Source organism: Prosthecobacter debontii (assembly GCF_900167535.1).
In the GTDB taxonomy this organism is placed as follows: Bacteria; Verrucomicrobiota; Verrucomicrobiia; order Verrucomicrobiales; family Verrucomicrobiaceae; genus Prosthecobacter; species Prosthecobacter debontii.
Window position 1 is genome coordinate 361,691 of the sequence record NZ_FUYE01000002.1, and the last position, 13,280, is coordinate 374,970.

A 13,280-nucleotide genomic window follows, 5' to 3' on the forward strand; every position below is an offset into this window, starting at 1 on the left:
AAATCAGGCATTCTGCCATGTTTTCCGCCCCATTTCCCACAGGATTCCTCCGCAACCTGACAGATTCGCTGATTGCGGTTGGCATACCCCCAGCTAGATTTTAGCCGATGTCCACCCATACCTCTGAGCCGAGAATCGAACCGGCCACCATTGAAGATATGCCTCAGCTCGTTGAGTTGCTGGTTGCCTTATTCAGTGAGGAGGCAGACTTCCGCCCAGATAAAAACAAACAGGAACACGGCCTGCGGCTGATTTTGGAACAGCCCAATCGCGGCCGTATTTTTGTGCTACGTACGGATCACATGGTGATCGGTATGGTGAACCTCCTGTTTACCATAAGCACGGCGGAGGGAGGGCTCGTGATCTTGATGGAAGACGTCATTGTGCATCCTCAACACCGTCGTATGGGCTATGGTGGCCGCTTGCTCCAGTATGCCATCGACTTCGCCCGCGAGAAGCACTTCCGCCGCATCACCCTTCTGACCGACAAGATCAGTGCTGAGTCCCAGACGTTTTTTGCCAAGCATGGGTTTAGCTTCTCAAGCATGATCCCGATGCGATTGGTCTTCAGCGAACCCTCCTGACGAGCGATCATGCAATCGATCTTGGCCTTTCCAGTCTTTCTTCAGAGGCCGGAGGTCATCGTTCATGCGCCGAATACCGCAGCGATGGATTGGTTTGTCATCGCCACGCTCTGCTTTTTCTTTTTCTTGTTGGGCTGCTTTGCCACAGCGGCATGGCAGATCTGGCGCCGGGCCACACGCCCAGAGCCCCACATCCGATTGCTCATGGAGCTGTCTGAGAGCACCGAAGATAAAATCATCCAGGCTGCCGAGGAAGCTCCACCGGACAAATCCCCCACCGATCCCCCTACTCCCTGGGAAAAACCGCCGGATTGGTGGAAACAATAACCATCATAAATTTAGACATTTTTTGGCCTTTTCATTCGTAGAATAGCGACATGCGCATTGGAATTACAGGGGCCACAGGATTGATTGGGAGAACTTTTACCCAGTTAGCCACAGAAAGCGGTCATGAGGTGATCGCTTACAGTCGGAGCAAAAGGGCCGTTCCACACGCTGCGCAAACCCTTCAAGTTCCGTCCAAAGCGCCCCATCAGCTTCCTGAGACCACTTTGGATGCCTTGATTCACCTCGCTGGAGAATCCCTCATGGGACTCTGGACCACTTCCAAAAAAGCCCGCATTTGGAAGAGTCGTGTCGATCTGACCACTCAACTGATAGCCCACCTTCAAAACTCCTGGGCTCCCGCCAACCTTCCCTCCGTTGTCTTATCCGCCTCAGGCATCGGCTACTACGGGAGCCGAGGTGACACAGACCTCACCGAATCGACGCCCAGAGGCGATGGTTTCCTGGCCGAATTGTGCGAGCAATGGGAAGCTGCGGCCAATCAGGCCGAGAGTTGGAAAGCCCGGGTCGTGAACCTGCGCACCAGTGTGGTCCTTGCCCGAGAGGGGGGGGCTTATCAAACCATGCGCAGAGCATTCCGTCTGGGGTTGGGCGGCAATTTTGGATCTGGCAGGCAGTGGATGTCTTGGATTCATCTCGAAGATCAAGTCAAGATGATGCTGTGGGCTCTGGAGAACCCAAAAGTTCAGGGTCCCTTGAATCTCAGCGCCCCGACACCGGAACTGAATCACAACTTTACACGCCAGCTCGCAGTCAGCCTGCGACGCCCTGCGGTTCTTCATGCCCCCGCCTTCATGCTCAAGCTTCTCATGGGGCAAATGGCCGAGGAAATGCTTCTCGCCAGCCAGAAGGTGATCCCTAGCAAAGCCGCCGACCTCGGTTATCAGTTCACTTTCCCGATGCTCGAAGATGCTCTGGCCTCTTTGAACTGACGGATTACCCTCGGGGGGTAAGGGATCCAGGTTTGAGACTCGCCTCCCGCGGCATCACCGTCTTTGTCTGCTTTTCCAGCCTGTCACTGCAAATCCCCTCATGGCCGCCCTCCAGACCACCATTGGCATCATTTACGATTACGACCAAACATTGAGTCCGACCTACATGCAGGACGAGACCTTGTTTCCCCATTTTGGCATCAATCCTGGCCAGTTCTGGAAAAAGAGCCGTGAATTGGTCGATCAGGAAGGTTACGACGGTGAATTGGCCTATCTCAAGTGCATGCTGGATTACCTGGAGATGGACCGTCCCACCAATGACGATCTACGTGTCCTGGGTGCGCGTCTCCGTTACTACAAGGGTGTGCCTGAGGTGTTCAATGAGTTGAACAATACCCTCACCAGTCAGCATCGTTTGTTAGGCATCAAGGTCGAGCATTACATCATTTCCTCCGGCCTGAAAATCCTCCTTGATGGCAGTTCCCTGGCTCCCTTCGTCAAGCGCATCTTCGGTTGCGAATTCGGCCAGGATAAAGACGGACGCATCAGCTTCCCTAAACGCGTCATCAGCCACACCACGAAGACACAATACATTTTCCGCATCAACAAAGGCATGCTGGAGCCTCATGAAGATGTGAACGACCACATGGACCCCGAGCTGAGGCCCATCCCCTTTGAAAACATGATCTACATCGGCGACGGCCCTACCGATGTCCCCTGCTTCACCCTGATGAAACGCTACGGCGGTCATGCCATCGCCGTTTACAATGCCGATGAAGCCAGCCGCTCCAGCTTCCGTAAATGCTATCAACTCAGCGCGCTGGCAGATCGAGTGAAACACATCGCCCCAGCCGATTATCGTTCAGGCAGTCATCTGAGGCTCTTGTTGGAAGAAATGGTATTGAGCATCGCCGACAACATCGTCCGCCGGAAAAAGCTCCAGATCGAAGAAGGCACCGTCTCCGCCCCACACTTTTAAACTCGACTGCGGTCCGTCAGCTTTCCCCTTTCTGGATAGGTATTGCGGAAACCCTGTCTTGAAGTGATGCGCGACGCGCTTGGGCTTCACCCACCAGCACAGCTCCCCAAGCGCGCAGCTTTTCAAAGCCGAGTAAACACACCCCAACGGCTAAAACCGAAAGCGCCAGCCCCAGTGTGCCCAAGGCTGTCTTCTCCGTGTAGCAGGTCCAGACAAACTGCCCCACGCAGAGAATCGCCACGAAAAGCAACGTTGGTTTACGGCCAATCAGATTAACCACAAATACTCCCAATGGGGCCCCCAAGGCGACGACTGGCGCCGCCGCGAGCCAGTTTTCATACACGCCTGGCTGCACCCCAGTGAATAGGTTTTTAAACACGATGCCGTAAACCGATGCGAAGGCCATGATCACCACTGAAGTCGGGATGGCGATCTTGAGATCCGCGCGGCATAGCAAGACCAGCATGGCATAGAGAACCATGTCGATGCCCACCCCAGTCACCGATGTCACCGAAGCGGCAGCTAAAGCCCCCGTGACTAGGCCGACCCGGAAGTCCCATCGCTCGTCAAACTCCGTCATCCCATCATGGGACGCGATCTCGCGAATGCGATAGAGATGCAAGACTCCGAAACTAGCCCAGATCACCGCGAAAACGATTTTGATCCACAGATCCGGCACCACGGGTGCCACCCACAGGATCCCCAGCGGCAAGGCCAAAGCACAGCCGGTAATTGCCCCTTTCAGCATGGACCAAGCGAGAGGCTGACGTCGGCACAAGATGAAAATGCTCGCACTGGTCATGCCGATGGACTGCACCGCAAAGCTGAAGTCCCTCCCAAGGCTGGCGGGTAATTCGAACAAAAGCACCAGGATGGGAAACCCCACCGTCCCGCCTCCCATCGGGGTAGAACCCGCCACATAACTCCCCATCGCCATCGAGAGAGCGATCGGCCAGTGCTCCTTCACGGCCGTCCAATTCTGCTGCCCAAAAACCAGCCAAACCCAAGTGCTGTAAAAACAAGCGAGCCAAAAGAACCAGATCCAAAGATACTGACGACGAGGAGGGCGAATAGACATGCAAAAGCAGTGGGTTGGGGACAGCTTGGCGGCCACTGGTGCCTTCCAATTTATATTACCCCAAATAGATAATGAGCATGAAACATATACCCATCAGGCATAAGAGACCTTTTTGACGAATGATCGCGACCCATCAATCGACTTCCCATGCGCACTCACTAATTCAGCCCTCCAGAGGGAGTATTATAATCCAAACGAAGCGATCTTAACATCAAGATTGCCGGGACTTCAGGAGGAAGTGAGTCCCAACCAAGGCGATCAAGGCAAGCACAAGCAAAAGGTAATCCCAACGGAGCATCGAACTGCTGGCGGGAGGTGATTGGGGGGCGCTCGGAGTGAGGATAGGCTTGGGTTTCTTGGTGACTTCTGATTTGGCAGGTGCCGCAGGCGGATCAGCCATAACAAACTTTCGAACCCGGATATTTCGAATCTTTAACTTCGCATCAAACGGCAAGCGATGGGAGACAAACCCGATTCTCCCTGTGGTGCCTGTAAGATGCATGTCTTCCAATGCATACTGCTCGGCGATAATCTGACCATTCAATTCGTAGTGCACCTTATCCTTGGCAATCCGGACAAGAAATGAATTCCATTCTTGCTGACTAAAAGGTTGCGTAGGAGTTCCCAGTTCAGGCTTCACACGGAAGGCTTGCCCTCGATTACTCCCAGGGTCTGAGAAGGCCATAAAACGAATCCCATCCTCGGCATCACCAACCACACGCGGTGCCCAGCGTAGCAGCGTGCCGAAGCCGTATCCTTTGGGAGAAAGCTCCGCGTGCTGAGGATTCTCGAAAGCAATCTCACAACGCATCTCCACGTCATGCTCAAAGGGGATGTCCATCGCTAAGGCTGACCATGTGCTATCGTCTCCAACAGCGACCAGTGTTCCGTCTTCCGATACCTCCCATCTCCCGGCGGTTTGGATGAAACTTTTGAGATGTTTACGCGGAATGATTTTCACCCACTCTCCCTGATTCAGTCGCTCCAGGAGGCTCCTGGCTTCACCGGTTTCCTCGACATAAGCCCGCGCATCTTCAGACAAGTCGGCTTTCGCGAGGTCTTCCAGCAATTGATCTCGCAGAGCTTCATCCGTTGTCTTGGGCATCAACGCCAGCTTTTGAACTTCCGATCCATACTTTCCAGAGCCAGCCGCCACCTCACCTCGAAAGCGCGGCTCGTGCAGGAGCATTTGATGCATAAATTCGATCGTGCAGTAGTGGAGCGATCCAATCTCCGTCAAAGCCTGATCCGCCAGTGCATAATCCCCCACCAGCCAGGCCCCCAAGGCAGCTGTGGAACGGCGGAAATGCTGCAATTGCGCGGGCAGGCCTGGTTGTTCCAAGTAGCCCTTGGCCATCGCCCGAATCGGTTCTCTCACTCCCTCCCGACCAAAGGCTTCAAAGGCATCATTGTTTTCATCCGCCACATCCATCGCTGCATAAAACATTTGGGCCGGCACTCCTGTATCGAACCGCTTGGTCGCAGCACAGGCTCGGCCAAAGCCGAGCATGAGTTCATGACTCCCGCACCAACGCGGGCGGTAAGCCCAAAGTAGCTTGTTGTAGGCCTGCTGGTAATCAAACTGTGCCTGGATAGAACGATCAAACCAAAGCCGCAGTTCATCAAAATCCTCACACTCACCCATCGTCACTGTGATCATCAGCGCGGCGGCTTCGGGCCGGTCGGGCGAGGCTTGCCAGGCTTTGACCAGATGCTCACGGGCTTTTGACAAATGTCTGGCAAAGCCTTCCCACTGCGCATCTTTGACCTTAACCGCCCAATCAGAAGAACGTTCCAACCAAGCGAGCTCGATCTCGCCAAATCCGCGCAACGTCAGCTTCACCCACTCAGGCCAGGCACTACTGTCCACCGAGTCTTGCCAGCGCGTCAGATATGAAGGCAAGGTGATTCCCACCAGGATGAGCGCCGCTATTTGATGTCGAACCAACACCACCTCTGCTCCTGCATCATAAGTGCCGTCGTGAAGGGCTTTGATCATCACCTCCACCAGTCGGCTACGGACATAACGGTATTCGGCCCCTTGCTTCATGAGCTGAGGGATCTGTGTGCTGAGTGCCATCGCCTCCACCGCTGTCGGTAGGTCAGGCATGTTCAAAACACGCTCCAGTAATTCGCGGCTATCGCGCCAGTTTTGCCTTTCCGCATAGTAGGCCTTCGCAGCCAGCGTCAGCAAGAGAGGATCATCGGCTCCTTCTTTGAGCAACTGACGAAACCTATCCGCCAAAGGCCATAACGGATGGACTATCACCGTGCTGGTGGCCTGCAACTCCAGGGCTGATTCCACCAAGGCCGTTGCCGAAGCCCCCCAAGGTGTGTTCTTCCAGCGCTCTTTCCCGGGGGTGAGCAGTCGGCGCTCTCCCCAGGCTTTTTCCGTAAGAAGGTAATCGCGCTCCGTCGGGCCATCCTTTTTCACCTCAATGGAGGGGACCTCAATCAATCTCTGTTCTGGTGGCCGCAATGGAAGAGCCCACAAAAAGGAAGTCCCTAGAAGGACGGTTACCAGAAGAATACCTCGGAACATACGACCTCATTACTCGATTCACCTCACAACGTAAAGGACTCAGCACCCTACGACTTAAGCAAATTGTAATATCAATCCCCCGCCAGATCCATACCCGCCTCGACACCTGCTCCATCCAGCAGATGCTCGACGAACTGCCGGGCCACCCAGGGGGCGCGGAGAACGCCTTTGGACGCCCCGGGTGGCGGCCGATGAGGGCATGATGGCCTTTGATGATGGGGCGAACACCGGTCTGGTGGCCGTTAACGATGAAGTCTCGCAGGAAGAGGGCGCGCAGTTTGGTTTCCAGACCTGCTAGGGACTCGGGTGAAACACGAGGTGCAGATGAGAAAAGACATTCGCATTTTGCCTGGCATCTCTTTGGGGAGCGTCGATTAAGGATCGGAACCAGAGGCAGTCGCAGTTGGTATCTCCAGGAGTGTCTCAACGGTGACGGCTTGATCGGTGATACTGACGCCGTTGCTGGTCAACATGCTGGCCACAAGATCAGCGGAGGTGGAGATCGAACTGCCAGGGCGGGAGACAGAGAACCCATTGTCCCTTACTATTCCCGTTGAGTCCCTCAAAGAGTAACTGATGCCACTACTTTCGGACGTTTGAGGCTGTGACGCGGTTGCGGGCTCGGGTTCTTGATCCACCTCGGCCACGCCTTCGGTGGCGGGGATGTCGAAGAGGGTGAGGACGATGGCCTCGCCCCGGCGGATGAGCATGAGGATCTGGTAGGCCACAGTGGGGTCCATGCCTTCAGGTAGTCGGCTGTAGGGCGGGTAGCCCAGCTGGTGCAGATTGACGAGCAGATTGAATACAGCCGCGGGGTCGGAATTCAGGTTGGGTGGCAGAAAGCCAGCGGGCAGGATGTAAAGGGCAAAGGTGGGCAGGGCGTTGCTGGCCTGCCTGCTTTGGTAATCCTGCATCTGGCGCAGGGCAGCCCACTGGTTCTCTGTCAGGCTGGCGTTTCCCTGGGGATCAAAGTGAATGCCGAGCTGGCTGGCGAGTGTGCTTAAACGTGAGATTGCCTCACTGCTTTCGCTCAGCGGGCGGCCTTCATCATCCCTAAGGCCGGAGAGCAGGTCTTTCATGGCCCCCTTCCTGGCGGTCTGCGGGTAGGGGCCGGGCTGCAATTTCAGGGTGATGCGGTTCTCCGTGACCTCCACGGTGCAGCCTGCCTGGGTTGCGACGTTTTGCACCGCTGTCAGGTAGGGGATGCTCTGGCTGAAAAGGGTGACACGTCTGCTCATGGCGGCGGGGGGTGTGGTGACGGCCAGTCTGTGCAGCGCCAGTGCGCGCTCGGAGTCGGTCTCTTGGAGTTTCGTTCTGAGGATGGACAGGGCCCCGCCGAGCTGCACGTTTTCCAGCAACACCTCGGTGAGGTAGTAGTCCTCCAGCCTGCGGGTGAGGCTGATCTCTTCGAGCTTTGGCTCGGTGATCTCGGGCTTCGAATCGCCAGCAGGTGTGATTTCCAGCTGTAGCAGCTCGGTCAGAGCGTTGGTGGTTCGGGGCAGAGGCGCCAGCGTTTCCAGAGGCTCCACCTTGCGCGCCGCTGCCGCAGCGTCCGCTTTCGCCGGGGCCTCGGCGGGTGCTGCCAGCCAGCACATGAAAGCTATCAGCCCCAGGAAAACAAGGCCGCCCGTGAGGATGTACCCACGCAGCGGCTTGGGAAGCGATGAAAAAGAGAGGCTGACAGGCGGCATACGGCTCAGAAAAATCCTTGCATTCATTCTCGCAGAATTGCCGCTGATAGAAACCTTTTTGCGCTCGCCATCCTCGCTATGATTCGGAGACTAGGCGATTGCTTGCAGAAAAAGTAAAAGATGCCAGGCAAGAATGGCCCATGACGGTGCCCTCACAAAGCACTCGCGGATGTTTCAGTTGCGGTTGAAGTGAGGCCAAGGCTGCGTGTTTAGCCAATATCAAAGCCTTCGCAACAGCCACCGGCGGTGGCGGTGGCGGTGGTTCCAACCTTTCTTGCCGATCCCCATCCCCCGAGTGACCAAAGCTCCTCATTTCCTTACGTAGAATCGTTCGGGATTTCAATCCCCCGCCAGATCCATCCCCGTCTCAATAGCCGCTCGATCTAGCAAATGCTCAGTAAGCTGCCGGGCCACCCAGGGAGCGCGGAGAACGCCTTTGGAGCCGAGGCCGTTCATGAAGGCGACGCGCGGCCGGCCGGGATGGCGACCAATGAGGGCGTGATGGCCTTTGATGATGGGGCGAACGCCAGTTTGGCTGCCGGTGATGGTGTAGGGGCTTTTCAGCAGGACCTGAAGTTTGGTCTCCAGCCCAGTCACGGCTTCGGGGGAGGGCTTGTTCGGATCATCGAAAGACAGCTCATAGGTGGGGCCGACTCGCAGGCTGCCATCGGCTCGCGGAAGGAGCCAGCAGCCGCGATTGATGATGCGCGTTTCGCCACCCGTATCAGCCGCCACATTCAAGACGGTGCCGCGTGCGGATTGAAAGGGCACCCAGTCAAACCAGGGATGATGAGCTGCCTCCCAACCGGTGCAGTAGATGGCCGTGGTGAAGGAATCCCCCTGCCATAAAACCGATGATGCCGATGGGGTCAAGGAATCCACGGTTACCTCCCCAACTTGCCATGCACCTACGCTCTGAAAGTAGGCTTTGCTGGCGCTCAAGAAGGCCGCCGTATCGAGCCAACCCGAGTGCTGCTGTTGAAAGCCTCCATGGGGATTGGCAAAGATGGCTTCATCCACCAGAGGTGACGAAACCGTGTCATTGACGTAAGGAGCCACTTCCGGTTGCAGACGCCGCTTTTCCCAAAGCGCGGCGGCTTTCTCATCGCGAAGCAGCCGAACGATGGGAACCTCATGGTAAAATACCTCGCGGAGCCGATGCTCAAGAGCGCGGTAGAAGGCGACTGCTTCCGGGTAGAGTTGGTCATAGCGCCAATTTAGGTTCAAGCGCATGCCCGTGACGGGTGTGACTAAACCCGCCGCCACTTTGGAGGAAGTCAGTTCTTCGTCGCGATCCACGATCAAAAAGCGGTGCCCGCGCTCGTGCAGACGCCATGCCAGGGCGGTGCCCGCGAGCCCTTGGCCGATGATGAGAAAACGAGAAGACATAGGAAGGGATCATTTCTGCCACAGTCTATGGATCCTGACAAATGTGCTGGATTCATCCCCTGGAAGGTGTGAGGCTTAAGCACCTCTGTGATGGTGCCCAACTTCCAGCTTCTACGACTCCATCGTCACCTCTTTGCCGGTCTTGCGCTGGTGCTTTTGTTTGGTCCCCTGACGGGAGTGGCCCAAGAGCATGTCGTCTTGCAGTTGAAGTGGAAACACGCCTTTCAGTTCGCAGGCTTCTACGCAGCAGTCGAAAAAGGTTTTTATAAGGAAGCGGGGCTGGATGTCACTCTGGTAGAAGGGGGACCTGAAACCCACTTTGCCGATGAGCTGACCAAGGGCCGCTGTCAGTATGCGGTGGCCCTGTCCTCAATGCTGATCCATCGACAAGAGGGCAAACCTCTCGTCGCTCTAGCGGCCATCCTGCAGCACTCCCCGGAGGTCCTGCTGGTGCCGGAGAAAAGTGGCATCAACACGCCGCATCAAATGGCGGGCAAAACCGTCGCCGTCTCTCCTGAAGATACCCCTGCCCTTCTGGCCATGTTTAAGAACGAAGGGCTGGCGGCCGACGCGGTGAAGACCATCCCCTACGAGTTCAGCCCGGAGAAAATGCTGAGCGGTGAAATCGCTGGGATGGGAGCCTATACCATCAACGAACCCTTCCAGTTGCGCACTGTCGGCATCCCCTACCGTCTTCTCCAACCTCGCGATTATGGCGTGGATTTCTACGGGGACTGTCTTTATACCACAGACCAAGAGATTGCCCTGCATCCGGCTCGCGTCCGTGCCTTTCTCGATGCCTCCCTCAAGGGCTGGCACTATGCCATGAGTCATCGGGAGGAACTGGTCAGCATCATCAAAAATCGCTACGACTGCCCCTACAGCCGTGAAGCGCTGCTCTTTGAGGCTGATGAAATGGCGCGACTGATGTTCTCGGAGCTCATCGAGATCGGCCACATGAATGAAGGCCGCTGGAGACACATCGGCGACACCTACGTCCGACTGGGGATGCTGACGCCTGACTACGAACTGGAGGGCTTTCTTTACGACCGAAATCCGAAGACCGACCTTTCCTGGCTGCTCTGGACCTTGGGAGCTACGGTAGGCAGCACCCTTTTACTCGGCGGCTTACTGCTGATCCTCATTCGAATCAACAAGCGCATCAAGAATGCGGAGCGCCAAGCGCGCGAATCCCAAGCCATGTTACAAACGATCATCAACACGATTCCGGTGGGTGTAGTGTGGAAGGATCGTGACTCTCGTATTCTCGGCTGCAATCAGGTCTTCGCCACTTACGCCGGGCTTGGCAGTCCCGAGCAAGCCCGAGGTCTCACCAGTGAAACCCTTCCCTGGGTCGAATCCGAAGACGGCAATGATCAAGTCGTCGAAGAAGGTCGTAAAATCCTATTGGCTGAAAAGACCCTGACGGACAAAGACGGCAAAACCCGCCACTTCTACGAAAGCAAGGTCCCCCTCAAAGACGAGCAAAACCAAACCATCGGTCTTCTCAGCGTTGTCGAAGACATCACGTCTCTCAAAACCGCGGAACAACATCAGACCAAGCTCAAAGACCGACTTCTCCAGTCTCAGAAATATGAAAGCCTGCATCGCTTGGCCAATGGGGTTTGCCATCACTCCAATAACATCCTCCAGGCCCTAACCAGCTATGCTGAATTAGCTCGTATGCAGTCCCCTCCCGGTCAGACTCGGGACTTTATGGATGGCGTGTTACGAGAGAGTCAGCGTGTGGCCGCGCTTAACCGCGTGCTCCTCACCTGCACCGGCCACGGATTGCACCAGTTTGAGAAAACAGACATCAAACGTTTCATCGAGGAATCCATGCCGACTCTGAAATGCTGTCTCCCAGGCTCACACCTCCTGGAATGGCAGCATGAAGGGCTCGACGTGAACATCCTCGCCGACCGCGAAAGCCTGCGCCATCTACTCATCAATCTCCTCACCAATGCCTCGGAGGCCACTGAGGGCGCGGGCACCATTCATCTTCATACTGGCAAGACCCTCTGCACGTCCTCCGACTTGCAAGAAAACCACGTCGAACCGGCTCCAGCCCCAGGGCCATATCTGTATATGGATATCATTGACACCGGACGCGGCATGACGCCTGAGGTTCTCCAGATGGTTTTCGATCCCTTCTTTTCCACCAAGTTCACCGGGCGCGGTCTGGGCATGGCGGCCACGCTGGGCATCGTCAAGAGCCACCACGGCACCATCAAAATCCAGAGCGAAGCGGGCCATGGCACCACCGTCCGAGTCCTGCTGCCGCTGCTCAAAGAAGAAGCTGCCCTCAAGACTTAGGCGTGCGCTTGCGATGCATCCGCACCATGCCCATTTCCTTCAGCTTCCGCTGCAAAGTGCGGCGACTCATGTTGAGCTTTTCAGCAGCCTCACTGCGATTGTTCCCTGCTCTTTCCAAGGCTTCGAGGATCAAGGTCTTCTCCATCTCGTGGATGTCTAACTCGGCTTTGGGAAGCTCGTCAGGCGTTTTGTCCCCCCCCTTGCTAGGCAAGGACACGGACACGGGCACCCGCCAGCCCAGCCCGCCAGGCTGAGACAGATAGGCAGGCAGGTGTTTGGCCATCACGCGGCTGCTGTTGCTCATTACCACACCATGTTCAATGGCAGCACGTAGCTCACGAACATTGCCGGGCCAATCATAAGTCATGAGCAGCGGCAATGCATCTTCGCCAAGCGGCTTGTACGTCTTGCCATTTGCTGCGGCTAAATCTTTGAGGAAGTGCTCGGCCAGGATGGGGATATCTCCTTTACGGCTGCGCAGCGGTGGCATGTGAATTGTCACCACACGCAAACGCCAATAAAGATCTTCCCTGAACTTGCCTTCCTCCACCATTTTGGCCAAGTCCCGATTGGTGGCGGCGACCACCCGAACGTCAACTTTGATGGGCTTACTCCCGCCCACTCGTTCAATAGTTTGTTCACCAAGCGCACGCAAGAGCTTCACTTGAGTGCTGGCGTCGATCTCACCGATCTCATCCAAGAAAAGGGTGCCTCCATCGGCCATTTCAAAGCGGCCGATCCGCCGCTCTTGAGCGCCGGTAAACGCACCTTTTTCATGGCCAAAAAGCTCACTCTCCAAGATCTGTGGGGACAAAGCGGCGCAATGCACCGTCACCAGCTTCGCTTTGGGGCGGCCACTCAGATTGTGGATGGCTCGGGCCACCAACTCTTTGCCCGTTCCACTCTCGCCTTCGATCAAGATAGTCGCCCGCGTGGGAGCCACCTGCTGGATGGTATCGAGAATGGGTTTGAGTGTATCTGCTTTCCCCAAGATGCCTTCGATCGAATACTTTTGCTCGACCTGTTGTTTAAGCGCTTTGTTCTCATGCTCGAGTTTGCGGCTCTTCAAAGCCCGCTTCACCAACAAATCCACCTCATCGAGATTCAACGGTTTTGTGACGAAGTGGTAGGCCCCGCGGCGCATGGCCTCCACCGCCGTATCCACACTACCATAGGCTGTCATCATGATGCATACGGGTGGGTGAGGAAGGCCTAAAGCCGTTTCTAGTAAACGCATCCCGTCATCATCACCTAACCGAAGATCGGTCAACATCACATCCACATTCTCATGCTTGAGATGTTCGAGCGCCTCAGCAGCGTTTGAAGCAACATAACAATCGAAATCGTCCTCCAACGCAAGGCGGAGGCCGTCTCGAGTATGTTTCTCATCATCGACGATGAGGATGGTCGCAGGATCGGTCATG

General features: G+C 56.0%; 10 protein-coding genes. 5 read left to right on the top strand and 5 right to left on the bottom strand.

Features of this window, described 5'->3' with window-relative positions; all coding sequences use genetic code 11:
* Positions 1–107: 107 nt before the first annotated feature.
* The 4 genes from B5D61_RS03850 to B5D61_RS03865 all read left to right on the top strand — a co-directional run bounded on the left by B5D61_RS03850 (position 108) and on the right by B5D61_RS03865 (position 2,840).
* Positions 108–584, top strand: coding sequence for a GNAT family N-acetyltransferase (locus B5D61_RS03850; RefSeq protein ID WP_078811980.1), 477 nt, complete (start codon positions 108–110; stop codon positions 582–584).
* 9 nt (positions 585–593) lie between these two features.
* A complete protein-coding gene (locus B5D61_RS03855; protein WP_078811981.1) occupies positions 594–911 on the top strand; it encodes a hypothetical protein in 318 nt (105 codons plus the stop codon).
* A gap of 50 nt (positions 912–961) precedes the next feature.
* Positions 962–1,861: a TIGR01777 family oxidoreductase gene (locus B5D61_RS03860; RefSeq protein WP_078811982.1), complete on the top strand. Its 900-nt coding sequence runs from the start codon at positions 962–964 to the stop codon at positions 1,859–1,861.
* 100 nt (positions 1,862–1,961) lie between these two features.
* Positions 1,962–2,840 carry an HAD family hydrolase gene (locus tag B5D61_RS03865; RefSeq protein ID WP_078811983.1) on the top strand — a complete coding sequence of 293 codons (879 nt, stop codon included), beginning with the start codon at positions 1,962–1,964 and terminating at the stop codon, positions 2,838–2,840.
* A 16-nt stretch (positions 2,841–2,856) separates the two neighbouring features.
* Here B5D61_RS03865 and B5D61_RS03870 read toward each other — a convergent pair whose 3' ends face one another.
* The 4 genes from B5D61_RS03870 to B5D61_RS03890 all read right to left on the bottom strand — a co-directional run bounded on the left by B5D61_RS03870 (position 2,857) and on the right by B5D61_RS03890 (position 9,540).
* Positions 2,857–3,918 (bottom strand): sulfite exporter TauE/SafE family protein, encoded by a 1,062-nt coding sequence (locus tag B5D61_RS03870; RefSeq protein ID WP_078811984.1) that lies wholly within the window; start codon positions 3,916–3,918, stop codon positions 2,857–2,859.
* Between the two features lie 211 nt (positions 3,919–4,129).
* Entirely contained in the window at positions 4,130–6,352 is a 2,223-nt protein-coding gene (locus tag B5D61_RS03875) for a 3-keto-alpha-glucoside-1,2-lyase-like domain-containing protein (protein WP_176159209.1), read from the bottom strand.
* 482 nt (positions 6,353–6,834) lie between these two features.
* A complete protein-coding gene (locus B5D61_RS03885; protein ID WP_139373048.1) occupies positions 6,835–8,178 on the bottom strand; it encodes a hypothetical protein in 1,344 nt (447 codons plus the stop codon).
* A gap of 312 nt (positions 8,179–8,490) precedes the next feature.
* Positions 8,491–9,540, bottom strand: a complete 1,050-nt coding sequence (locus B5D61_RS03890) for an NAD(P)/FAD-dependent oxidoreductase (protein ID WP_078811988.1) — start codon at positions 9,538–9,540, stop codon at positions 8,491–8,493.
* Between the two features lie 90 nt (positions 9,541–9,630).
* Here B5D61_RS03890 and B5D61_RS03895 point away from each other — a divergent pair, with 90 nt between their 5' ends.
* On the top strand, positions 9,631–11,856 hold the full coding sequence (locus B5D61_RS03895) for an ABC transporter substrate-binding protein (RefSeq protein WP_078811989.1): 2,226 nt from the start codon (positions 9,631–9,633) through the stop codon (positions 11,854–11,856).
* Here the strand turns inward: B5D61_RS03895 and B5D61_RS03900 are convergent.
* Positions 11,846–13,279 (bottom strand): sigma-54-dependent transcriptional regulator, encoded by a 1,434-nt coding sequence (locus B5D61_RS03900; RefSeq protein WP_078811990.1) that lies wholly within the window; start codon positions 13,277–13,279, stop codon positions 11,846–11,848. The two genes, B5D61_RS03895 and B5D61_RS03900, sit on opposite strands and share 11 nt — an antisense overlap.
* Position 13,280: the final 1 nt, after the last annotated feature.